This window comes from Ruegeria sp. HKCCD3925 (assembly GCF_057221175.1).
This window is the reverse complement of the sequence record NZ_JBWVBI010000001.1, coordinates 971,167-994,649: the sequence shown is the minus strand read 5'-3', so window position 1 is coordinate 994,649 and position 23,483 is coordinate 971,167. Positions and strand designations below refer to the sequence as shown.

Here is a 23,483-nt window from a genome sequence, read left to right as displayed (position 1 = left end):
GAACGTGCAAAATGAATGAGCCGACCAAGAATGAACGCATGACAGTTGCCCCATCCTTGAAAGGGCCGCACGAAGGGTACATGCCGGGCTTTGGCAACGATTACGAAACTGAAGCGCTTCCTGATGCTCTGCCCCAGGGTATGAACAGCCCGCAGAAATGCAATTACGGCCTCTATGGAGAGCAACTTTCAGGTACTGCGTTCACGGCACCCTCGCACCAGAACGAGCGCACCTGGTGCTATCGTATCCGCCCGTCAGTAAAGCATTCACATCGCTATGAAAAAATCGATGTTCCCTATTGGAAATCAGCGCCAAATGTCGATCCTGACGTTGTCAGCTTGGGACAGTACCGCTGGGATCCGGTGCCCCATACCGGTGAACAGACAACCTGGGTCACGGGCATGCACACCATGACCACTGCCGGGGATGTGGACACTCAGGTCGGGATGGCCAGCCATATCTATATGGTGAATACTTCGATGCAGGATGATTACTTCTTCTCGGCTGACTCCGAGCTGCTGGTGGTGCCGCAAGAGGGCGTTCTGCGATTCTACACCGAATTGGGGATCATCGACCTTGAACCCAAGGAAATCGCTATCATTCCACGCGGCCTTGTCTACCGGGTCGAAGTTGTGGAAGGCCCTGCGCGCGGGTTCGTGTGCGAAAACTACGGCCAGAAATTCGAACTGCCTGGCCGCGGCCCGATCGGCGCCAACTGCATGGCCAACCCGCGTGATTTCAAAGCACCGGTCGCGGCGTTTGAGGACCGCGAAGTGCCTTCAACCGTGACCGTCAAATGGTGCGGCCAGTTTCACCAGACTAAAATCGGTCACAGCCCGCTGGACGTGGTGGCGTGGCATGGCAACTATGCACCCGTTAAATACGACCTGCGTACCTATTGCCCGGTCGGAGCCATCCTGTTCGATCATCCGGATCCGTCGATCTTCACCGTTCTGACCGCACCTTCAGGCCAGCCCGGCACCGCCAATATCGACTTTGTTCTGTTCCGCGAGCGCTGGATGGTCATGGAAGATACCTTCCGCCCGCCCTGGTACCACAAGAACATCATGTCCGAACTGATGGGCAATATTTACGGCCAATATGATGCGAAACCGCAGGGCTTTATTCCCGGCGGTATGAGCCTGCACAACATGATGCTGCCCCACGGCCCGGATCGCGAAGCCTTTGAAAAAGCATCGAATTCAAACCTAGGGCCAGACAAGCTGGAAAACACCATGTCCTTCATGTTCGAAACCCGCTTTCCGCAGCATCTCACAGCGTTCGCCGCCAATGAGGCACCACTGCAGGACGATTACATCGACTGTTGGAGCGACATCGAAAAGAAATTCGACGGCACACCCGGCAAGAAGTGACGAGGGTATAATTTCTTCGTCTCCCAAAGGGCAGAGATTTAGAACGCTTGATCTGTAACGCATTTAAGCGGGTACGTTCAGAAAAGCTTGGCGACCCCGGCAGGATTCGAACCTGCAACCTGCCCCTTAGGAGGGGGCTGCTCTATCCAGTTGAGCCACGGGGCCGCGCGTCGTTTTCTCTAGCGGGGTTTTTTCAGATTGTCATGGGCTTTGCACAACAGTTGAACAATTCGCCCTGTTCACGCTACCATCGGCCAAACAAACAATGCAGGTATCTCGGTGACAACAGAAACAAAACGCCCGCTTACCCTTCGTGATGTCTCGGAAGCGTCCGGAGTATCCGAAATGACCGTTAGCCGGGTGCTACGTAATCGCGGGGATGTGTCGGATGCCACCCGTACCCGTGTTTTGGCCGCCGCAAAAGAGCTGGGATATGTGCCCAACAAGATCGCGGGAGCATTGGCGTCAAGTCGGGTGAATCTGGTCGCTGTGATCATCCCGTCATTGTCAAATATGGTCTTCCCCGAAGTTCTAACCGGTATCAATCAGGTGCTGGAAGATACTGAACTGCAGCCGGTGGTTGGCGTCACGGACTATCTGCCAGAAAAAGAAGAAAAAGTGCTGTACGAGATGCTCTCGTGGCGGCCCTCAGGCGTGATCATTGCCGGACTGGAGCATACCGAAGCCGCGCGCGCTATGCTGGATTCAGCTGGCATACCGGTGGTCGAGATCATGGATACTGATGGCAAACCGGTGGATGCGATGGTGGGAATCTCTCACCGCCGCGCCGGGCGCGAAATGGCGCAGGCAATCCTGAAGGCGGGCTATGAGCATATCGGGTTTATGGGCACCAAGATGCCGTTGGACCACCGTGCCCGTAAACGGTTCGAAGGGTTCACCGAAGTATTGGGCAAGCACGGGATCGAGATTGAGGACCGTGAATTTTATTCGGGTGGCTCGGCGCTGGCCAAGGGGCGCGAGATGACACAAGCGATGCTTGAACGCTCGCCCGAGTTGGATTTTCTGTATTATTCCAACGATATGATCGGCGCGGGTGGGCTGCTGTATTTGCTGGATCAAGGGATCGATGTGCCCGGTCAGATCGGATTGGCCGGATTCAACAATGTGGAGCTGCTGCAGGGGCTACCACGCAAGCTGGCCACCATGGATGCCTGCCGGACCGAGATTGGGCGCACCGCGGCCGAGATCATTGCGGCGAAGCTGGCCGATCCGGATTCCGAGGTTGAAACCCGCGTTACCCTAACCCCCAAGATCAGCTATGGCGACACGCTGAAACGGCGATAACGCCAGATGGCGCAGCAACGTCTGGACAACCGCGCTGCGCGGGCGCTGTTCATGGATCGGCACGCGCTTTTGGAACAGCCTACCGGAAGTTCCAAAGGCGATGACTTGTTACAGCTGATCCATCGTTTAGGGTTTGTCCAGCTTGACAGTATCAACACCGTCGCCCGCGCGCATGACATGATCCTATATGCGCGTAAGCCCAGCTATCGCGCGCGCCACCTCAAACACCTCTATGAACGCGACCGCGCGCTGTTTGAGCATTGGACGCACGATGCGGCGGTGATTCCAATGGAATTCTATCGCCATTGGCATCTGCGGTTCCTGCGCGATGCCGACATGCTGAAAGCTCGTTGGAAGAACTGGCGGCGAGACGGGTTTGAGCAAAAGTTCGAAACCGTCCTACAACATATCCGCGACCATGGTCCGGTTGGCTCGTCCGATGTGGGAAAAGACGAGAAAAAGGGATCTGGCGGTTGGTGGGACTGGCATCCATCCAAGACCGCGCTGGAATATCTCTGGCGATCCGGCGCGCTGACCGTGGTTGGACGCGATGGGTTTCAGAAACGCTATGACCTGACAGAGCGGGTTATAGAAACTCAACTTTGCCCCGGCAATTTGCACTGCGACGCAAATGAAACTGTGGATTGGTTGTGTAACGCCGCACTCGACCGGCTGGGGTTCGCCACATCAGGAGAGCTTGCCGCGTTCTGGGATACGGTAAGCGCTGCCGAGGCAAAATCCTGGTGCCAACAGGCTCTAACACAGGGTGAAATCGAAGAGAACTGCGTCGAATGCGCAGACGGGCGGGAACGAAAAGTGTTCGCCCGCCCCGGTCTATGCGAACACGCAGCGGCGATGCCCGATGCGCCGGGCCGGATCAGAGTTCTCAGCCCTTTTGACCCTATGTTGCGTGACCGGAACCGGGCCGAGCGGTTGTTCGGATTCCACTATCGGATCGAGGTGTTCGTACCCGAACCCAAGCGTATCTACGGCTATTATGTCTTCCCGTTGCTTGAGGGGCACCGGTTAATCGGGCGCATCGACATGAAGGCCCAGCGAGACCGTGGACTGTTGCGAATCCGATCCGTATGGCCAGAAAGGTCGGTGCGTTGGTCTGATGCAAGAACCCGCCGCCTGCAGGCCGAATTGGACCGGGTAAGGCGATTTGCGGAACTGGACGGGGTGGAATTTGAAAAGGATTGGCTGAAAGATCCTAAATAGAACCCAATTTTTCGATCAGGAAACCTTGTTCCTCAATCAGTAGGCGCAGCTCGTTCAGCGAAACATGGGGCGCCCTGCCCGATGTATCTAGCTGCGCATTTGCCCGCCCATACAAAGCCTCGCGACTGGCCAATATGTTCTTGAGCTGTTCCATCGCCTTGGGATTTCCGGCCATCGGGCGTTCGTCGCCTTGGGCGCGCACGCGGTCCATATGCTCGGTCGGTGACGCGCGCAGCCAGATGGTGTGAAACCGGCCAAGCAGGGTAGCATAGGTCGAAGGCTCTGATACGATCCCGCCCGCGACTGCCAGCACGACCCGATCATGCTCTGCAATCACCCGATCCAGCGCCTGCGCTTCCAGATTGCGATACCCGTCTTGCCCGTAGAACGCCATCACTTCAGACATGGGCATGCCGGCCATCTCTTCAATCATGGCTGTGAGCTCAACAAACGGCAGTCTTTGTGCAGCGGCCAGCATAGCGCCAAGAGTTGACTTACCCGCTCCGCGTAATCCAATCAGACAAACCCGATGCGCACGTGCATCCTCATCTGGGTGTGGTTGCAATGCACGCCTGACGCTTTCTTTGACGTCGTCGCTGGCTTGTCGGAAAAGCTCAACTATCTGCAAAGCATCCGAATCCCACGGATCATCTTCACCAATCAACCATTCGGCTTTGTAATCCAGTGCCTGTGCGACACGGTGCAACACGCCGATCGAGATGTTGCCCTCACCCGCCTCAAGCTGCGCCAGATAGCGTGGGGAAACGCCCGAGTACTCAGACAGGATCCGGCGCGGGATGCCTCGCATTTGACGCGCCCGGCGTACACGCGCGCCCACTCGTTCGCTCAAATCCTGCTTTGCAATATGTGCAGGCGGTGCCGGTTCTGGCGGTTTGGGCCCATCCATCTGCATTGAACCGTTTGTTAAAGGTAAGGATGAGGCTACGACGCGAACCATCTACGGGCAACGAATATTACCTTCTCCGCCCACAATGCTTATCGTTTGGGGCCTTAAACGAGGTCTGAACGACGGCAAACAGCTTGGTTAGAGCCTGTTCTGAGCATTGCGCTCAGCCTTCCAGCTGGTGAAGCTCTACCAGAAGGTCCAGCAACTTCTCGTGCTGCTCTGCCCCGAGCAAAGAGCGGGTGTGTTCCGCCAGCTCCAACATTTCCGCCAGATTTGCGTCGATAATTTGCAACCCATTCTCGCTGATTTCGACAATCTGTCGGCGGCGGTCTTTGGTATCCGGCCGCCTCATGATCAGCTTGCTGTCTTCTAGCTTTTTCAGAATGCGCGTCAGGCTGGGCAACAAGAGGCAGGCGCGCTCGGCGATCTGAGTAGGCTCCTGAGGTCCTTCTTCCTGTAAAACGCGCAGAACGCGCCATTGTTGCTCGGTGACGCCAGCATCCGTTAGCACACCACGAATAGGCCCCATCACCCTTTCCCGAGCGCGCAACAGCGCTATCGGCAATGATCGGGACGTCTGTGGTAAGTTTCTTGACATATGGAATTTTCGCGCAATTCCAAATATTTCGCAATAGAACGTTGGTTGTGGTTGAGTTTCGTGTACTGGGCTTTACTTAACTTGTTTAGCATATGATACTGACAAAAAGGCTACCGAGGCGGATAAGATGAAATGGAATGAATTCTCCGATTGGGGCAAGAAGGTTTCCGAGTGGACGCAAGACTATCACCTGACGGTGGGCGACAAGCCCGTGCGCGCCCGGACCGAGCCGGGCGATATCCTGAACGCTCTGCCCGCGCATCCCCCTGAGCGGGGCGAGCCGATCGAGGACATCTTTCATGATTTCGAACAAATCGTGATGCCCGGCATTACCCATTGGCAACACCCTCGGTTCTTCGCCTACTTCAATTCGAACGCGTCGGCCCCGTCTGTTCTGGCCGAGTTCCTGGCCAGCGCCATCGCGCCGCAATGTATGCTGTGGCAGACCTCGCCCGCCGCAACCGAGATGGAAACACGAATGATGGACTGGCTGCGCGAAGCGCTGGACCTGCCCAAAGGGTTTGCCGGGGTCATTCAGGATTCGGCGTCATCTGCGACATTGGCGGCTGTGCTGACCATGCGCGAGAAGGCGATGAACTGGCAGGGCAACACGCTGGGGCTGTTCGGTCAAAAGCCACTGCGCATTTATTGCTCTTCCGAGGTTCATACCTCAATCGACCGCGCAATCTGGGTTGCGGGGATTGGACAGGACAATCTGGTGCGCATCCCCGTGCAAGGTGATTGGCGTGGAATGAACCCCGAGGCGCTTGAAGCAGCGATTCAATCAGATTTAGAGTCTGGTTTCCACCCGGCGGGCGTGATCCTTTGTGTTGGAGGGACCGGAACCGGGGCAACTGATCCAGTGGATCGCTGCCTTGCGGTCGCACAGAAATACGGCCTTTATTCCCATGTCGATGCAGCCTGGGCGGGGTCGGCGATGATCTGCCCCGAATATCGTCACTACTGGCCGGGGATCGATCAGGCCGACAGCATTGTATTCAATCCCCATAAGTGGCTGGGCGTGCAATTCGATTGCTGTGCGCATTTCCTGAAAAACCCCGATGATCTGGTCCGCACGCTTGCGATCAGCCCGGAATATCTGAAAACCCACGGCAAGGACGGGATCATCAATTACTCGGAATGGTCGGTGCCATTGGGACGTCGGTTCCGCGCGCTGAAACTGTGGTTCGTCATCCGCACCTATGGGCTGGAGGGGCTGCGCGAACGGCTGCGGAATCACGTCAATTGGTCGCGCGCGCTGCATGATCGTCTAGCAGCAGAACCGGATTTTCGGATCGTGACGCCTCCAATGTGGTCTCTTTGGACCTTCAGATACGAGCCGGATGGGGCCGACGATCTGGATGATCTGAACCTGCGGCTGGTGAATGCAATCAATGATGCTGGGCGGATCTACCTGACACAGACCCGCGTGGATGGCGATCTGGTCATCCGCTTTCAGGCCGGTCAGTTTGAAACCACAGAACAGGACGTGATGATGGCCTATGACGTGATCACTGAAATCGCTCGAGGGCTTTAGGCCCTCATTGACGCTGCAGCCTGCGCGTATCCCCCCGAGGCCCCGTCAACAAAATGCACATGGTCGTCACGCATGGCCGAGGGAACAAAGCAGGTCATCATCGCCTCTTGCTGGGCGTGCATGCCATATCTGATTTTGCCTTTTGTTTGCGCGTCTTCCAGCATCTGAGTGAGCTTTTCCAACGTGCTCGAGTCACAATCCAGCGTCATTTTCAGACCGTCATCAAACTTTCGGAAATCAGCGTTGCGACTGACCATCTCCTTGTAATGCTTGGGTTCGAATTGACCCAGGCGCATCCCGGTTTTGAACAACAAGCCGATCAACATATTCCCGATCATCAAGCGTGTTTTCTGCATCAGAAGATTCCGACCCGCGCGTGAGACATGGGCATCGATATCGACGCCGGGCGGAGGGAAACTCATCGGAGGTCCTTTGGCCGGAACCGGGTGACCGGCGCGTTCTAGCCCTTCGGCGACGGACAGGATGGATTGAGTCAGGGCGGCGAATTCAGCCTCATTAGACTCTGATGTAGGCTGAATAACCAGTGAAACGATCTGACCAACCCTCGCTGGACTGTTGGACCAACGACAAGATAGGCCGGTTAGATCGGGCTGCGCGTCAGGTCCGGCTGGTTGCACAACAAGTTGCCCGGATTTCATCTGAGCCTCGGCCCAGGCCAGTCCCCCGCCGGTAAACATCGCATAGTCAACGCCGGTGGACGGCGCAAAGCGAGCAACACGCAGATCACGTCCAGCGGCGCGGATGTCGGCCACCGAAACCAGCGCTGCACGCAGAGTGATTGAGAATTCCGTTTCGGCCCAGCTTTGCAATGTTGCCAGCGTATCTCGCGCGATCTCGGCATCCTCGTCCGATACGGCGAATCCAGCACCATCACCACCGAAGACATACGGGAATATGCGCCCGCCCAGCGCATTGATCATGCCTGAAATCACGGCCGCCCCCACCATGTTGACGGTCTTGTACCGGCCCCGCGCGATTTCACCGGTCGAATCTACGATATCGGCGACGCCCAGAACCCATGTCTCTGGCAAAGGTGTGAACTGCGCGGGGTCACTGAGGCTGAGGAAATTGTCCGAAATGGGGACGGAGGCATAAAATACAGAGTCTGAGAGGGTCATAACACACTCGGGAAATCCTAAATCTGCAGTGATGATAGCTCAATTGTGAAGAATGTCCGCCCCAATCGATTCAATCATGGCACTTGTGCCGATCAACGCGGCGTGCAAAGCATCGGGGCGGGGCAGCTAGACAATAGGTCAAGAAATGCAGGCAGGTTTGGTGATCTTGTGTCTGGCCTATGTACTCAGCCAGTTTTTCCGCGCTTTTCTGGCAGTTTTGACTACCGATCTGGGACGCGATATCGGCGCAACACCCGAAGACCTCGCCTTTGCTTCAGGTCTTTGGTTTCTAATCTTTGCGGCGATGCAGATTCCGGTGGGCTGGGCACTGGACCGCGTCGGTCCTCGGCGCAGTTCTGCGGTGCTGCTGCTGATCGGCGGGGCTGGCGGGGCTGGTCTGTTCGCGGTCGCAACGACCCCGTTCCATGTGGCGCTCGCCATGGCGCTGATCGGGGTAGGATGCTCGCCGGTTCTGATGGCATCCTACTATATCTTTGCACGAGAGTTTCCGCCCGCCAAATTCGCCACGCTCGCCGCCGTGATGCTGGGCGTAGGGTCTGTCGGCAATCTGGTCGCCTCATACCCCACGGCGCTGGCGGTCGAGCTGATGGGCTGGCGCGCTACGCTGGCCGGTCTGGCGATCATCTCTGCCGCAGTGGCTGCGGGGATCTGGCTGACAGTACGTGACCCTAAAAAGGCCGAAACCGAGCAAAAAGGATCACTTCTGGACCTGCTGAAAGAACCTGCGCTGTGGACCATTCTGCCGCTCATGCTTGTGTCTTATGCGCCTTCGGGTGCGATCCGAGGGCTTTGGGCCGGGCCGTATTTGAATGACGTGTTCGGGCTCAGCACCGCTCAGATCGGGACGGCAACGTTGATCATGGGGGCCGCGATGATCGCGGGAACCTTCGCCTATGGGCCGCTGGACCGTATGCTGGGCACCCGGAAATGGGTGATCCTGGGCGGTAACGTGTTGGGGGCCACGACGCTCGGCCTGTTGTGCCTGTGGGTCGACAGCGGCGTTTGGGTCTCGGTGCTGCTGTTGGCAGTGATCGGCTTTCTGGGCGCCAGTTTTCCGGTGATCATGGCCCATGGCCGGGCCTTCGTGCCGCCGCATCTGGTCGGGCGGGGCGTCACCCTGCTAAACCTTTTTGGCGTCGGCGGCGTCGGTCTGGCGCAATTTGCCACCGGGCGCATCCATGCAGCCAGCGCCGGGATCAGCCCCTCAGCACCTTATACGGCGATCTTCGGCTTTTTCGCGGTCACCCTTGCCATTGGCTGCGTGATCTATCTATTCAGTCGGGACAGCGTGGACTGAAACCGGAGACCGCCAGTGCAGGACATTGAGGTGATTGCACCCAATCTGAAGCATTCCCTGTCGGGCGTGACAACGACGGTGATCCGTCTGCTGCCAATCCAGCAGAAAATGATCGGCATCCGTGCCACCGGTCCCGGCCTACCGGCAGATTTGCCCCATATCAGACTCTGGAAACTACTGTTTCTACCCAATCGCAAACGGGTCTGGCATGCACGCCGGAATACCGAGATGTTGATGGGTCTGGTCTTGCGTTCGGTGCTTCGACGCAACTACAAACTGCTATTCACCTCAGCCGCGCAACGTGATCATTCCGGGTTCACCAAGCGGCTGATTTCGAAAATGGACGCGCTGATCGCGACGACGCCTCAAGCCGCTTCCTTTCTGGAGCATCCCGCTACTGTTATCATGCATGGCGTCAACACCGAGCTGTTTCACCCGGCCGAGGACAAAAGCGCCCTGCGCCAAAAACTTGATCTGCCAGACGGGCTGCTGATCGGGTGTTTTGGCCGTATCCGCCCTCAGAAAGGGGTCGACTTGTTGGTCGATGCCGCCCTGAAGGTGCTGCCTAATCACCCCGATGCGCATGTGATCTTCACCGGGCGTACCACCAACGAATTTGAGGCGTTTCAGGCTGAGCAGGAGCAAAAGCTGCAGGACGCCGGGCTGGGCGACCGCGTTCATTTTCTGGGTGAGCGCCCTTGGGATGAGATTGTCGAGACCTATCGCGCGCTCGATCTGTTCGTTGCGCCCGCACGGCACGAAGGGTTCGGCCTTACACCGCTTGAAGCGATGGCCTCGGGCGTGCCCGCCATAGCCAGTCACGGGGTCGGAGCGTTCAGTGCGCAAATCAAGGATGGTGAGACCGGAAGACTGGTCGAGAAAGACAATGCCCCTGCACTGGCCGACGCGCTGGAGGATATGGTGCAGGACCGCGCTGCGCTGGCCGCTGCGGGACTAGCCGCGCGCGCCCATGTCGAGCAGAATTTTCGAATCGAAGGCGAAGCGCAGGCGATTGTCGAAGTTTATCGATCCTTGCTGAAACAACCCTGAACGGTACTGAACTGTGTCAAATCGGTGTGACGGGGTGAAATAAGCCGAAACCCCTCTTTTTTCTTTGCCACAACGCGGCTATGAACGCGCGTCCTTAACTTTGGAGACATGAAATGGGCTATCGCGTCGTAGTCGTCGGCGCCACGGGCAACGTGGGCCGCGAAATGCTGAACATCCTGGCGGAACGCCAGTTCCCTGTCGATGAACTTGCTGCTCTGGCAAGCCGTCGTTCGCTGGGTACTGAGGTGACATTTGGCGACAAGACGCTCACTACCAAAGATCTGGACACATTCGATTTCACTGGTTGGGACATGGCGCTGTTTGCCGTGGGTTCCGAGGCCACAAAGGTTTACGCCCCCAAGGCGGCAGCGGCTGGCTGCGTGGTGATCGATAACAGCTCGCTCTATCGCTATGACCCGGACATTCCGCTGATCGTGCCGGAATGTAACCCCGAGGCGATCCACGACTATAAAAACAAAAACATCATTGCCAACCCAAACTGCTCGACCGCGCAGATGGTGGTCGCGCTGAAGCCGCTGCATGACCGTGCACGCATTAAGCGCGTGGTCGTCTCGACCTATCAATCGGTGTCGGGAGCCGGCAAGGAAGGCATGGACGAGCTTTGGGATCAGACCAAGGCCATCTACAACCCGACGACCGAGGTTGAGCCGAAGAAGTTCCAGAAACAGATCGCCTTCAACGTCATCCCTCAAATCGACGTCTTCATGGAAGACGGCTCGACCAAGGAAGAGTGGAAGATGGTTGTCGAGACCAAAAAGATCGTCGATCCGTCGATCAAGGTCACCGCAACCTGCGTTCGCGTTCCGGTATTCGTTGGCCACTCCGAGGCGGTGAATATCGAGTTCGAAGAGTTCCTCGACGAAGACGAAGCCCGCGACATCCTGCGCGAAGCACCGGGCATCATGGTAATCGACAAGCGTGAAGCCGGTGGTTACGTCTCGCCCATCGAATGCGCGGGCGATTTCGCCACGTTCATCAGCCGCATCCGTCAGGATTCGACGGTTGAGAATGGCATCAACCTGTGGTGCGTTTCGGACAACCTGCGCAAAGGCGCGGCTTTGAACGCTGTTCAAATTGCAGAATTGCTGGGCCGTGAAGTTCTGAAGAAGGGGTAACCTTCGCCAGTTGGTTATGACTCTATTAAACCCCGCTGTACCGCCAGTGGGGTTTATTATTTTGTGGACGGGCAGAGATGGCAATATTGCGGGGCAAAGCCGCCCTGTGCATGCGTTGCCATTGCCTATCCAGCACCAGTTGGTCAGCCACCGATCTGGGACATTGTCGCTTTTACCGCATGGTATCTTTGAGAGTTTGGGGGATGCGTCCCTAGAAAGCGATCACCAGGATCAGGAACTCGTGCGAAGTACAGCGCACCCTTGAGTGGATCATAACCCGCTTTGTAGGCTATTACAGTGCCTAGTCGATCAGCTTCCAATTCAAAGTTCTTTGAATAGCTGCGGCCGCCAACAAAGGCTCCAAGGTCTTGTGCTGCGGCAATGTCATTCGGCCCTGACCCCGCAATTGTTGCTAGACCGGCCAAAAGCACCGCACCAGCCGCCGCATTTTGGGCCTGTCGCGCCAAATGCGCTTGAATGTGGTGAGCGGCCTCATGCGCCATAACAAATGCAAGTTCGTCAGTGTTGTTTACATTCCGTATCAGCGCTTGAGTCATTGTGATAACGGGGCGCCCCGACTTGCTTAAACTCTGATACGCGTTTGAGGGTGCTTTTTTGTCTGGATCAATGCGGATCAAAAAATCACAATTCACATTCTTAGTGCGGCGGCGGCATTCTCGTTCTGCCACAGGTTCTATTCGTGAGGCGACCTGACGGAACCTTATTTGTGCCTGTTGTGAACTGACGGGCGCGCTCGCGCGACCGGGGTTTGGAATAGGTGCTGATGGAGGAGTGGTGGTTGAAGCGCATCCCGCTAATGCCAAAACAGCTAACATCAATACCGTTCGCCTCATAAACACACCTTTCCAAATGTTCAGAGCATCAAAATCGAATCTGTGGCTTTCGAGAAACCAACTTGCACATTCGAACCTACGGTCTTCACGATTTGATATTCAATAACAGACGGGTTGTCGGTGGTCGCCCCGATTAAGCTGTCGTCAAAATGGTAGGCACTACAAATGGCTTTGAAGCGAAGGACCAAACGATCCACGCCCCGTTCTGTATGGGCTTGAACCGAGTTGAACACCGCGTCAGCGGAGGTTATTTGCGCTGCACGATGGCTTGATCCCAGCCTCCTGCGCGGCAAAGGGACTGCTATGAGCGCACGTACATTTCAACAATCGTTTCTGGTATGGCCTCAAAGCAGTCATCAGAGAGATGCCTACTGCCTGATCCTTCACCCCTGTCCCTCAACCAGCGTCTTCAAATTCTCCAACCCGCGCTCGTAATCTCCGCCGACCCAATTGTCCATCATTAGGCCCATCCAGCGGGACATGGGGTTCATACCAAGGTCGGATACGAATCCCCAGGTAACCTGTGTGCCTGATCCTTCTGGCCGCAACTGGAACGAGGCGGTGGCTGTCCCCATCGGGCCAAAATCCAGTGCGGTTTGCACGGACTGATCCGGGGTGCTCTCGGTGATTTCCTGCGAACCGGTTCCCACCTGCGGGTTGTCCGAGGCCCAGTTCAGCGTGTTTCCGACACCCGCTTCCGGGCCACTATAGCTCAGCTTGGTTTCGGGGTCTCGGGACAGCCAGGGGGACCATTTCTCGGTCTCCTGCATCGAATTCACATAGGGAAAGATCGCCGAGGCTGGTGCGTCGATTGTGATGCTGCGGGACACCTCGGCTTGACCAGGCAAAAGATATGATACTCCGACAAGCGCCAGAATGATCACCAGTAGGGTGACGAGAATGCGTTTAATCAATTTCATGAGCTCGATCCGATTCTGACAACATCATCGGAAACATATCAAAAAATCGACGTAATTTCAGAGGCCCGATCGTATGACCCGCAGGATCAGGCCGGTGGCTGGTAAGGCAGCGACGAATGGTGCAGCACGATGCGAAGCACTCCGTCAGCGTCTTTTTTGTAGCCGAAGCTTTTGTCGACTTGCGTGATGTTACCTTGGCTATCCGTCAGAATGACCTTGCCCATCCACATGGCGACATCACCTTCGACGAAGCTGGCCGATGTCTCACTTGCCATTTCGCGCCAACCCTTGATTCCGAAACCGCCATCAAGCGGAAATTCGGCATCGTGACCGACAAAATAGGCCAGTGCACCGTGGCGAGTCGGGCGAAAGGTTTGATCTCCGGACGCCATAGTTGGTTTGAACAGGACCGGACCCAGATTATAGCCGTATGCCGCATCCAGAACACCCTCGGCAACGGAACGGGCCGCATCGATCCCACCGTCTTCAAAAGCTTTGGAGATCGCAATCAACCCATCGCCCCAGGCGGTACGGGCAGCGGCCAGCTCGTCAGTGGTAATCGGCATGATCCTGTCCTTCTCTGTCCGGTTTCTACGGTACTGGCAGCAAGTGAGCGTCAACGCAAGAGGTGTGACCGGACTCTCGCCCGGTTTTGCCCACAGAACCGCGTGGAAGCCTGAATTCTCAGAAAATTCGACCCATTCTTTTGAACCGGTGCAAGGTTTTGCAAAGCATTTTGCCGCCAATCTCTGACAGTGCCGTGGGGGCACTTCAATTGGGGTGAATGTGGTGGACAAGATTATCACACTGGAACAGAAAGAACCCGTGCGTCTGGACCCGGACCGCCTGAGCAGCCTGTACAATCAGCTTGGCGACACCAACGCGATGGATGTGCTGTGCCGCACGGTTGAGGAACTGGCGTTGCGGTTGTCGAATTGTGAACGGTTTTGGCGGCAACGCGATTGGGCCGGGCTTCGCAAATGCGCAAAATCTCTCGTGGCCATATCCGAGCAAATCGGCATGACAGCACTGGCACGTGTGGCAGGCGATGTAGCCTGTACTGTCGACGCTGGCGATGCGGTGGCGACAGGGGCGACTCTGAGCCGCCTGATCCGTGTGGGTGAGCGATCGCTGACTGCCGTCTGGGACCAGCAAGATCTATCCGTCTGAGGGGGGTTGCGAGTGCGCCGCAGACAGATAGTCTGGGCGAAAATCCAACCAGCCGAGACACGCATGACCCTGTCCTTCGCCCCTGCCTCCGACCCATCGCTGCCACTACATGTGTTAGAGCAATCAGATTTTGAAAGCTGGCTGACCGATCAGCCGGATCATATCCGAGCTTGGGTTGCGGCCGATGGGTTTTCCGGAGCTCTGGGTCAAACACTTCTGGTGCCCGGCACAGATGGTAATCCGCAGTTTGCCTTGGCGGGGTATGGCAGCGCGGCAAAACGGGTACGCAAGCGATTTCCGCTAGCCGCTGCCGCAGAATCGCTGCCCAAGGGCACCTATCATATCGCCTCGGGCGTTCCCGCAGATGTGCTTGAGGCTGAATGCCTGGGCTGGCTGATGACGGGATATGCCTTTGATCGCTATGCAGCGCAAAGCCCGGCTAACGCTACGCTGATCGCGCCCGAGGGCGTAGATGCCCGGCGGATCGAAATCATGGCCAATGCCGAGGCATTGACACGGGATCTGGTCAACACACCCGCTTCGGACATGGGCCCGGTGCAATTACAACACGCGGTTGAGGCACTGGCACGGGAACACGGCGCAGACATCTCGGTCATCACAGGCGATGCGTTGCTGGAACAGAATTTTCCGATGATCCACGCGGTGGGGCGTGCTGCCGAACAGGCCCCGCGTCTGATCGAGATGAACTGGGGTGACCACGGGCCAAAACTAACATTAGTTGGGAAAGGGGTCTGTTTCGATACCGGCGGCCTGAATCTGAAACCCGGTGCTTCGATGGGGTTGATGAAAAAAGATATGGGCGGAGCGGCCAATGTGCTGGGTCTGGCCCGTATGATCATGGCGCTGGATCTGAAGGTGCAATTACGGGTCCTGATCCCGGCGGTCGAAAACGCTGTAGCGGGCAATGCTCTCCGCCCCGGCGACATCCTGACGGCGCGCAATGGGCTAACGGTTGAGATAAACAACACTGATGCCGAGGGTCGGTTGGTGCTGGCCGATGCCCTTGCTCTGGCGCATGAAGGGGCACCAAACCTGCTCATCTCGATGGCCACTTTGACTGGCGCGGCCCGGGTTGCATTGGGCGCTGATCTGGCCCCGTTTTATACCGATGACGACAAAGCCGCAGACGTGCTGGCGCGTGCTGGCCGGGCTGCCGCTGATCCGGTCTGGCGTATGCCTTTTCATGACCCCTATGAAGCGATGATCGAACCCGGCATCGCTAACCTCGACAATGCGCCTTCTGGTGGATTTGCAGGCTCTATCACCGCGGCACTGTTCCTGCGCCGGTTCGCTGCCGAAAGCCGTTATATGCATTTTGACATCTATTCGTGGCAACGCAGTAAGGAACCCGGTCGCAGCAAAGGTGGTTTGGGCCAAGGCCCGCGTGCCCTCCTGGGTGCTTTGCCAGAGATCCTTGGCCTATGACTCAGGCGCGCATCATTCAACCGGTCATAGACCTGCTGCGCCACCCTGACGGTCCGCGCGACCGGCAATTGTTGTTCGGCGACACGGTCACTGTTTTGGACGACCAAAACGGCTGGAGCGAGATCTCAGCCAGCAAGGACGGCTATACCGGATGGGTGGCGACAGACCATCTGGGACCAATTGAGCCACAGACTCACTGGATCGTCGCCGCTTCGACCCATGCCTATGAGAAGCCCGATATTAAAAGCCGCGATCTGACCTCGCTGAGCTTTGGCAGTAAAATCAGGGCTCTGTCTGAGGAGGGCGGGTTTCTGGAAACGCCAATCGGGTTCATTCCGGAGGTGCATGCCGTGCCCGCCTATTCCCTGCTGACCGATCCCGTTTCCGCGGCCGAACTTTTTCTCGGCACCCCTTATCTTTGGGGTGGTAACAGTCGATTCGGGCTGGATTGCTCGGGCCTCGTACAGCTCGCACTGCTCGCCTGCGGCGTTCCTTGTCCCGGAGACAGCGGCGATCAGGAACGCGAAGTTGGTGGATCGGTGCCCGAGGGCGATCCCGCACGGCGCGGAGACTTGCTGTTCTGGAAAGGCCATGTTGCCTGGGTTGCCGCCGAAAACCTTCTACTTCACGCCAACGCCTATCACATGGCCGTCGCGCTCGAACCGATGGATCAAGCGATTGCCCGGATCGCTGCCCAGGGTGACGGGCCGGTTACAGCGCACAAAAGGCTCTAATCCAGGTCAACCGCACGGATAAGCTTGCGTTCCAGAACCCTCAGAACCGCGCGCAGATCGTGCCCGCGCTTCAATATACGCCCATCCATGCCGACCACGGAATACATGCCCTGACGTAGCCGCAGGCGCGGGTGCTTCTCGACCCTGTAAATGGGATGTTCCGCCGTGCGCCGAAAGATCGAAAACACCGCCATATCCCGCAGGTTCGAGATTCCGTAGTCGCGCCATTCACCGGCAGCAACCATTCGGCCATAAACAGACAGGATTTGAGACATCTCGCGCCGGTCAAACGCGACCGGCATCTGGGCAGAGCCGGACCCGAACCGGCTGGGAGGCTGCATGTTCATATGACAAGCCTTGCCGGAAATCGCCGTCGAATCAAGCCCACTGGCATCAAGGTGTTGTATTTTTGGATCGCCCGCCCGCTATCTGCGCCCAACCTGACGGCAAATCAAGATCACCGGCAGCAACCCGACAGCCAGAATAACCAGCGACGGAACCGCTGCACCTTCAAGCCTCTCATCCGAGGCCAGACGATAGGCCTGCACTGCTAGCGTGTCGAAGTTAAAAGGCCGCATGATCAGGGTCGCGGGCAGCTCTTTCATCACATCCACAAAGACAATCAACAGTGCCGTTAGCAGCGAAGGCGTAAGGATCGGCAGATGCACCCGGCGCAGCGTTCCCAACGGGGTTTGACCCAGTGACCGCGCGGCGGCATCCATATTGGCGTGAACCGTACTCTGCCCACCCTCATAGGCGCTGAGCGCGGCGGCCAGAAAGCGCACCATATAGGCCGCGATCAACAACCAGATGGATCCAGTGACCAGCAGTCCGGTCGAGATACCAAAGGTTTGGCGCATCCACGCATCCAGTGCGTTGTCGAATCCCGCAAAGGGGACGATCAGCCCCACGGCGATCACGCCACCCGGCACCGCATAGCCTAACCGCGCCACATAAGCCGCCATGGCGGATCCGCGCCCGGGGCGCAGGCGTTGGAAGAATCCTATCGAAATCGCCGCGCTGACGGTGATAACCGCCGCAGTCCCCGCCAGTGTCAGCGAGTTCTGTATGAACCCGATATATCGGCGCGACAGCAGGTTCTGCTCGGATTCCAACCCCATCTGCACCAGGATAACCACAGGCAGAAGGAATCCGAACAGGACGGGAATTGCGCATAGCAGAAATGCCGCAAGTGATTGCCATCCCTTGAGTTGCGCCGCTGGCAGACCTGCGTGGCGCTTGCCTGCCTGATAGTATTTGGCCTTGCCGCGCTGTGTCCGCTCGGCCACGGCCATGACAAGCGCAAAACCCAACAGACAAAGGGCGAGTTGCGCCGCAGCAGCGCGATCAGCCATGGAAAACCAGCTTGTGTAGATGCCAGTGGCAAAAGTCTGCACTCCGAAATAGGCGACTGTGCCGAAATCGGCGATGGTTTCCATAACCGCCAGCAAGACGCCCCCCGCAATCGCCGGGCGTGCCATCGGCAGGGATACGCGCCAAAAGGCATGCCAGGGGCCATTGCCCAACGCCCGGGCCGCCAGAAAGGCCGTGGCGCTTTGCTGCAGAAACGCCGCGCGCGCCAGCAAATAGACATAGGGATACAACACCAGGATCAACATCACCGCCGCACCCTCGGTCGAGCGAATCTCGGGGAACCAATAGTCGCGCGGGCCCCAGCCGGTCACATCCCGCAGCGTGGTCTGAACGATTCCGGGGTGATCCAGAATGAAGGTATAGGCATAGGCCAGCACATAAGCCGGAAAGGCCAGCGGCAGGACCAGAGCGATTTCCAGCCACCGCACTCCGGGAAAGCGGGTCATCGTGACCAGCCACGCAGCGCCGACGCCAATCGAAAACGTCCCTGCTGCGACCAGCACCACCAGGATCACCGTGGTCAGCGCATAGCCAGGCAAAACAGTCTCTAACAAATGGGAAATTGTGTCGGTGCCACCGGTCACCGCCGCCAGAACAACCGCCACCATTGGCAACACACAGGCGGCTGCCACGACATAGGCAATGCCGCCCACAAAGCGTGTGCCTAGTGCGCCGCGATTATGCGTTCCGTGTTCTGAATATTCGACTTCGGCCATGGCGTCTGACTGAGAATCCCGTAGGGTCTGCCTTTAATCGACTAAAACTCTAAGAAACACCAGTGGGCGGACTAACAAAAACTGCGGCAATGTTCGCCGCAGATCCCTATTCATAAACGCGCTGATCCTCGATCACCAAGCCATCTTTTGGTAATGAGCCCGGCGCCACAACTTCAATCGCGCCTTTCAGTTTCAGGACTTCGACCACCGATTTTGCATAGGCACCATCGTTCTCGCAGGGGCTTTCGATCTGAACGGTCATGGTATCCATCTCGCCCTGTCGCGCCGCAATGACACGCGCCTTGACGATTTCATCATGCTTGTCGACCAGCGCGGCCACCTGTTCGGGGCGGACGAACATGCCCTTAATCTTGGTGGTCTGATCGGCGCGACCCATCCAGCCTTTGATACGCATATTTGTGCGCCCGCACGGAGACTCTCCGGGCATGATCGCCGACAGATCACCGGTGGCAAATCGGATCAACGGGTAATCGGGGTTCAGCGTAGTCACAACCACCTCACCTACTTCACCAGGTGCAACCGGGGTTCCTGTGCCGGGGGTGACGATCTCAACGATCACGTGTTCGTCGATGATCATACCCTCCATCGCAGGGCTTTCATAAGCTATGTTGCCCAGATCAGCGGTCGCGTAGCATTGCAGGCAGACGATGCCCCGATCGGCGTAATCTTGTCGTAGGCTTGGAAACAGCGCCCCGCCACCCACAACGGCCTTGGAAAATTTCAGCGCGACGCCCATGGCTTCGGCTTTATCCAGAATGACTTTCAGATAGTCAGGCGTTCCTGCATATGCGGTGCAACCCACATCGCGCGCAGCTGTCACCTGCAACTCGGTCTGACCTGTACCTGCAGGCAGGACCGACGCGCCAACAGCCTGCGCGCCGCTTTCAAAGATCATGCCCGCGGGGGTGAGGTGATAGCCAAAACAGTTCTGAACGATATCGCCCGGACCAACCCCGGCTGCATTCAGGAACCGGCCCATGCGCCACCAGTCGTGATCAGTGCTGCCGGGTTCATAGATTGGCCCCGGAGATTGAAAGACATGCTGGAAATTCCGCGCCGGTTTGACGGTGAACCCTCCAAACGGAGGCCGGGTGCCCTGCGCCTTTGTCAGATCAGATTTTCGCAGAACCGGCAGTTGTGCCAGCGCCTGCATGTCTGTCACTGTGCCGGCGTCCACGTTGGACAGGATGCCGGCATATCCGGGCGCTTTTTGCGCGCGGGCAATCTGTTCTGGCAAGGCGCGCGCGTGATCAGCGGTGCGCTCGTCAGCGGATCGGGTTTCAAGCTTATCAAAATAGGTCATTGAAATATCCTCCACCCACTTACAGCCATCTCTTGCGGCGGCGGTATGAGCGCACGTCTCGAAAGCTCTTGCGGCCTTCGTCAGACATGCCGAGATAAAATTCCTTTACGTCCGGGTTTTCGCGCAATTCCGCGGCGGGGCCGTCCATCACCACGCGGCCAGATTCCAGAATATAACCGTAATGAGCAAACCTTAGAGCCACATTTGTGTTCTGCTCGGCCAACAGGAAGGACACGCCTTCCTTCTCGTTCAGGTCCCTTACGATGCCAAAAATCTCTTCGACAAGTTGCGGAGCCAGACCCATTGAGGGTTCATCAAGAAGGATGGTCTCGGGGCGCGACATCAGAGCCCTGCCCATCGCCACCATCTGCTGCTCACCGCCCGAAGTATAACCGGCCTGACTACGACGGCGTTCCTTCAAGCGTGGGAAGTAATTGTAAACCAATTCAAGGTCCTGCTGGATCGCGGCAGACCCGTCCTTCCGGGTATAGGCACCGGTCAGCAGATTTTCCTCGACTGTGAGGTGTTCGAAACAGTGGCGGCCTTCCATGACTTGAATGACGCCCTTCTCAACCAAGGCAGCCGGGTCGCTTTCATGCACGCCCTCGCCGCGATATTTAATCGAGCCTTTGGTGACCTCGCCCCGTTCCGAATGCAGCAAGTTCGACACGGCCTTCAATGTGGTTGTCTTTCCCGCACCATTGCCACCCAGTAGGGCTGTGATGCCGCCCTTGGGCACAGTCAGGCTAACGCCTTTCAGAACAAGGATCACATGGTTGTAGATCACCTCGATATTGTTGACCTCAAGCAGGGTTTCCGCCTGCACGTCAGTGGTTTGTGCCGCATCCAACATCAGCGCGTGTCCTTGTGCGAGTGTGGGGTTCGGGGCGGCAGCGATCCGCCGCCCCGTTTGGTTCAGAGCACCTTATTCGCAGCGCTGAGAAATATTGTTCTCAGCAGCATATGCGCCCGAGTCTTCGTCGATCAGTGCGTTGATGACCTCAGCGTCAGTCGGTTCGAAGCCCTGAATCGAGTTCCAGGTACCCGCCGCTGCATCCCACTGAACAACGCCGACAAGGCCTGGGCCGCCGTGGTTTTCGCACGAGACCGCGAATTCAGGTCCGAAACCGGCCATACCCAACGCTTCCATCTTGGCGTTGGTGATCTCCAGCGCCTCCATGCCATCGCGCATCATCGATGCGTCGATTTCGGCAGTGCCGTGCATCTCTTGCGCGGTTTTCACTGCTTCTGCGGCCAGCATCGCAGCATAGAGGCCGCGGTTGTACTGCACCGTACCCAGTTGATCACCGGCGCCTGCAGCTTTGCCCGCATCGACGACATATTTCTTCAGGTCGTCATAGACAGGATAGTCGTCGCCCAGACCGGTGAAGGTCAGCGCTTTGTAGCCGGTGGCCTTATCACCCGCAGGCTCAACATCAAACTCGGCCCCGGACCACCAGACGCCGATGAAGTTCTCCATCGGGAAGCGGATATTGGCGGCTTCTTGCACGGCGACCTGGTTCATAACGCCCCAGCCCCACATGATCACATAGTCGGGCTTTTCCCGGCGGATTTGCAGCCACTGCGACTTCTGCTCCTGACCGGGGTGGTCGACCGGCAGCAGGGTCAGGTCATAGCCATGTTTTTCAGCCAGTGTTTCCAGCGTACGGATCGGTTCCTTGCCATAGGCCGAGTTGTGATAGACCAGCGCGATCTTCTTGCCGCTCAAGTCGCCACCGTTTTCGTCCAGCAGATAGTTGATCGCGCCCGACGCCCCGTTCCAGTAGTTGGCAGGATAGTTGAACACGTTGCTGAACACCTTACCGTTCGCCGCCGAGGTGCGGCCATAACCCATCGTGTGCAGCGGAATGCCGTCTGCGGTCACTTTAGGGATCAACTGATAGGTGATGCCGGTGGACAGGGGCTGATAGACCAAAGCACCTTCGCCCTTGGTCGATTCATAACATTCCACGCCTTTTTCCGTGTTATATCCGGTCTCGCATTCGATCACGTTGGCCGCAACACCGCCGATACCGCCATCGCGTTCGTTCAGCAGTGTGAAGTAGTCGGCATATCCGTCCGCAAATGGGATACCGCCGGCCGCATAAGGCCCGGTCCGGTAACTGAGCGACGGGAATACGAGGTCGGCCATGACCGGACCTGCGGCCATCACGGCGCCCAGCGCCAGGGTTGCCAGTTTCTTTTTCATCGGGTGTCTCCTCCCTTGGTTGATCCGATGTTGGGTTTCGGGTTTCACACCCGTCTTTTCGTTGGGCCGGTCCTTAGTGCGGGAACGGCCAGAGTCTGAGTTTCTCTTTCGCCACACGCCAGAGCTGCGCCAGACCGTGCGGTTCGAGGATCAGGAACATGATGATCAGAGCACCGACGATTACGAGGTTCAGGTGCGCCACGATATCTGTGGGCCAGCCCAGCAGATCGACGCCAAGCAGTTTCAAAACGACTGGCAGCAGCACGAGGAAGGCGGCACCGGCAAAGGACCCAAAAATAGACCCTAATCCGCCGATAATCACCATGAACAGCACCAGGAACGATTTTTGAATGCCGAACACTTCTCCAACCTCGACCGCGCCCAGATAGACCGCAAAGAACAGCGCGCCGGCCACGCCCACGAAGAACGAACTGACAGCAAAGGCGGTCAGCTTGGCCTTGAGCGGGTTCACCCCGATGATCTCGGCCGCGATGTCCATGTCGCGGATTGCCATCCAGGTACGACCAGTGGTGCCGCGGGTCAGGTTACGCGCGATGATCGCGCAGACGGTCAGGAAGATCAGGCAGAACAGATAAGTCGCCCATGCCGGAGCATTCGGGCCGGTGATGATGATCCCAAATACGTCGCGTTCCGGCGCATTGATCTGGCCCGAGGCCGAGTAGTTGTAGAACCACGGCACCCGGTTAAACAGCCACACAAGAAAGAACTGCGCCGCCAGCGTGGCAACCGCCAGATAAAAGCCTTTGATCCGCAGTGATGGTAAGCCGAATAGGACACCCACAATGGCGGTGATGCCGCCGGCTAGGATCACATGGATGAACATGCTAACATCGGGAAAGGCCGTCATCAGCTTGTAGCAGGCATAGGCCCCCACTGCCATGAACCCGCCGGTGCCCAGCGAGACCTGCCCGCAATAGCCCACCAAAATGTTCAGCCCGATCGCAGCGATGGCATAGATCAGGAATGGCAGAAGCAGCGCATTGGCCCAATAATCGTTGATGATGAACGGAATTATTCCAAACGCCACCGCCAGAACGACATAGTACCGATACCGGTCAAACTTGATCGGGAAAGTCTGGCTGTCGGCGATATATGAGGTTTTGAAATCCCCGGCCTCACGATAGAACATGT

At 57.4% G+C, this 23,483-nt stretch carries 22 protein-coding genes and 1 tRNA gene; 10 read left to right on the top strand and 13 right to left on the bottom strand.

Annotated features, from left to right (window positions below; translation table 11 throughout):
* Positions 1 to 11: 11 nt before the first annotated feature.
* Positions 12 to 1,373: a homogentisate 1,2-dioxygenase gene (hmgA, locus tag AC2TEM_RS04865; protein WP_480790616.1), complete on the top strand. Its 1,362-nt coding sequence runs from the start codon at positions 12 to 14 to the stop codon at positions 1,371 to 1,373.
* A gap of 88 nt (positions 1,374 to 1,461) precedes the next feature.
* On the opposite strand, the gene AC2TEM_RS04860 is transcribed toward hmgA, so the two are convergent.
* Positions 1,462 to 1,538: transfer RNA gene (locus AC2TEM_RS04860), tRNA-Arg, on the bottom strand.
* 114 nt (positions 1,539 to 1,652) lie between these two features.
* Here AC2TEM_RS04860 and AC2TEM_RS04855 point away from each other — a divergent pair.
* Positions 1,653 to 2,678: a LacI family DNA-binding transcriptional regulator gene (locus AC2TEM_RS04855; RefSeq protein WP_170399205.1), complete on the top strand. Its 1,026-nt coding sequence runs from the start codon at positions 1,653 to 1,655 to the stop codon at positions 2,676 to 2,678.
* Between the two features lie 6 nt (positions 2,679 to 2,684).
* On the top strand, positions 2,685 to 3,899 hold the full coding sequence (locus tag AC2TEM_RS04850) for a winged helix-turn-helix domain-containing protein (protein WP_480856012.1): 1,215 nt from the start codon (positions 2,685 to 2,687) through the stop codon (positions 3,897 to 3,899).
* Here the strand turns inward: AC2TEM_RS04850 and AC2TEM_RS04845 are convergent.
* Together AC2TEM_RS04845 and hpaR are read right to left on the bottom strand one after the other, a co-directional pair.
* A complete protein-coding gene (locus tag AC2TEM_RS04845) occupies positions 3,892 to 4,806 on the bottom strand; it encodes a helix-turn-helix transcriptional regulator (protein ID WP_170426261.1) in 915 nt (304 codons plus the stop codon). The genes AC2TEM_RS04850 and AC2TEM_RS04845 overlap by 8 nt on opposite strands.
* Positions 4,807 to 4,969: 163 nt before the next feature.
* A complete protein-coding gene (hpaR, locus tag AC2TEM_RS04840) occupies positions 4,970 to 5,404 on the bottom strand; it encodes a homoprotocatechuate degradation operon regulator HpaR (RefSeq protein WP_170426263.1) in 435 nt (144 codons plus the stop codon).
* Positions 5,405 to 5,531: 127 nt separating this feature from the next.
* Here hpaR and AC2TEM_RS04835 point away from each other — a divergent pair, with 127 nt between their 5' ends.
* Positions 5,532 to 6,941, top strand: a complete 1,410-nt coding sequence (locus tag AC2TEM_RS04835) for a pyridoxal-dependent decarboxylase (RefSeq protein WP_170426265.1) — start codon at positions 5,532 to 5,534, stop codon at positions 6,939 to 6,941.
* On the opposite strand, the gene AC2TEM_RS04830 is transcribed toward AC2TEM_RS04835, so the two are convergent.
* On the bottom strand, positions 6,938 to 8,080 hold the full coding sequence (locus AC2TEM_RS04830) for a DUF3095 domain-containing protein (RefSeq protein ID WP_170426267.1): 1,143 nt from the start codon (positions 8,078 to 8,080) through the stop codon (positions 6,938 to 6,940). The two genes, AC2TEM_RS04835 and AC2TEM_RS04830, sit on opposite strands and share 4 nt — an antisense overlap.
* 145 nt (positions 8,081 to 8,225) lie before the next feature.
* On the opposite strand from AC2TEM_RS04830, the gene AC2TEM_RS04825 reads away from it, so the two are divergent.
* The 3 genes from AC2TEM_RS04825 to AC2TEM_RS04815 all read left to right on the top strand — a co-directional run bounded on the left by AC2TEM_RS04825 (position 8,226) and on the right by AC2TEM_RS04815 (position 11,584).
* Positions 8,226 to 9,398, top strand: coding sequence for an MFS transporter (locus AC2TEM_RS04825; protein ID WP_170426269.1), 1,173 nt, complete (start codon positions 8,226 to 8,228; stop codon positions 9,396 to 9,398).
* Positions 9,399 to 9,413: 15 nt separating this feature from the next.
* Positions 9,414 to 10,448, top strand: coding sequence for a glycosyltransferase family 4 protein (locus AC2TEM_RS04820; protein ID WP_170426271.1), 1,035 nt, complete (start codon positions 9,414 to 9,416; stop codon positions 10,446 to 10,448).
* Between the two features lie 113 nt (positions 10,449 to 10,561).
* Entirely contained in the window at positions 10,562 to 11,584 is a 1,023-nt protein-coding gene (locus AC2TEM_RS04815; protein WP_170408757.1) for an aspartate-semialdehyde dehydrogenase, read from the top strand.
* A 143-nt stretch (positions 11,585 to 11,727) separates the two neighbouring features.
* On the opposite strand, the gene AC2TEM_RS04810 is transcribed toward AC2TEM_RS04815, so the two are convergent.
* The 3 genes from AC2TEM_RS04810 to AC2TEM_RS04800 form a co-directional block, all read right to left on the bottom strand.
* On the bottom strand, positions 11,728 to 12,420 hold the full coding sequence (locus tag AC2TEM_RS04810; protein WP_480790617.1) for a M48 family metalloprotease: 693 nt from the start codon (positions 12,418 to 12,420) through the stop codon (positions 11,728 to 11,730).
* A gap of 401 nt (positions 12,421 to 12,821) precedes the next feature.
* Positions 12,822 to 13,358, bottom strand: a complete 537-nt coding sequence (locus AC2TEM_RS04805) for an SRPBCC family protein (protein ID WP_170408759.1) — start codon at positions 13,356 to 13,358, stop codon at positions 12,822 to 12,824.
* Between the two features lie 86 nt (positions 13,359 to 13,444).
* Complete coding sequence (locus tag AC2TEM_RS04800) at positions 13,445 to 13,924, bottom strand: phosphoribosyl-AMP cyclohydrolase (RefSeq protein ID WP_170399250.1); 480 nt, start codon at positions 13,922 to 13,924, stop codon at positions 13,445 to 13,447.
* A 214-nt stretch (positions 13,925 to 14,138) separates the two neighbouring features.
* Here AC2TEM_RS04800 and AC2TEM_RS04795 point away from each other — a divergent pair, with 214 nt between their 5' ends.
* The 3 genes from AC2TEM_RS04795 to AC2TEM_RS04785 all read left to right on the top strand — a co-directional run bounded on the left by AC2TEM_RS04795 (position 14,139) and on the right by AC2TEM_RS04785 (position 16,708).
* Positions 14,139 to 14,528, top strand: coding sequence for a hypothetical protein (locus AC2TEM_RS04795; RefSeq protein ID WP_170399254.1), 390 nt, complete (start codon positions 14,139 to 14,141; stop codon positions 14,526 to 14,528).
* Positions 14,529 to 14,591: 63 nt separating this feature from the next.
* Positions 14,592 to 15,974, top strand: a complete 1,383-nt coding sequence (locus AC2TEM_RS04790) for a M17 family metallopeptidase (protein ID WP_170426275.1) — start codon at positions 14,592 to 14,594, stop codon at positions 15,972 to 15,974.
* On the top strand, positions 15,971 to 16,708 hold the full coding sequence (locus AC2TEM_RS04785; protein WP_170426277.1) for an NlpC/P60 family protein: 738 nt from the start codon (positions 15,971 to 15,973) through the stop codon (positions 16,706 to 16,708). The genes AC2TEM_RS04790 and AC2TEM_RS04785 overlap by 4 nt, the downstream gene beginning before the upstream one ends.
* Here AC2TEM_RS04785 and AC2TEM_RS04780 read toward each other — a convergent pair.
* From AC2TEM_RS04780 to AC2TEM_RS04755, 6 genes are all read right to left on the bottom strand, one after another.
* On the bottom strand, positions 16,705 to 17,055 hold the full coding sequence (locus tag AC2TEM_RS04780; protein WP_170399260.1) for a DUF2794 domain-containing protein: 351 nt from the start codon (positions 17,053 to 17,055) through the stop codon (positions 16,705 to 16,707). The two genes, AC2TEM_RS04785 and AC2TEM_RS04780, sit on opposite strands and share 4 nt — an antisense overlap.
* Positions 17,056 to 17,133: 78 nt before the next feature.
* Positions 17,134 to 18,798, bottom strand: a complete 1,665-nt coding sequence (locus tag AC2TEM_RS04775; RefSeq protein WP_170426279.1) for an ABC transporter permease — start codon at positions 18,796 to 18,798, stop codon at positions 17,134 to 17,136.
* 106 nt (positions 18,799 to 18,904) lie between these two features.
* Positions 18,905 to 20,122, bottom strand: a complete 1,218-nt coding sequence (locus AC2TEM_RS04770; protein ID WP_170426281.1) for an acyl-CoA synthetase family protein — start codon at positions 20,120 to 20,122, stop codon at positions 18,905 to 18,907.
* A gap of 19 nt (positions 20,123 to 20,141) precedes the next feature.
* Positions 20,142 to 20,975, bottom strand: coding sequence for an ABC transporter ATP-binding protein (locus AC2TEM_RS04765; protein WP_170399269.1), 834 nt, complete (start codon positions 20,973 to 20,975; stop codon positions 20,142 to 20,144).
* Positions 20,976 to 21,047: 72 nt separating this feature from the next.
* Positions 21,048 to 22,331, bottom strand: coding sequence for an ABC transporter substrate-binding protein (locus tag AC2TEM_RS04760; RefSeq protein WP_170408764.1), 1,284 nt, complete (start codon positions 22,329 to 22,331; stop codon positions 21,048 to 21,050).
* Positions 22,332 to 22,404: 73 nt separating this feature from the next.
* Positions 22,405 to 23,481: a branched-chain amino acid ABC transporter permease gene (locus tag AC2TEM_RS04755; RefSeq protein ID WP_170408765.1), complete on the bottom strand. Its 1,077-nt coding sequence runs from the start codon at positions 23,479 to 23,481 to the stop codon at positions 22,405 to 22,407.
* Positions 23,482 to 23,483: the final 2 nt, after the last annotated feature.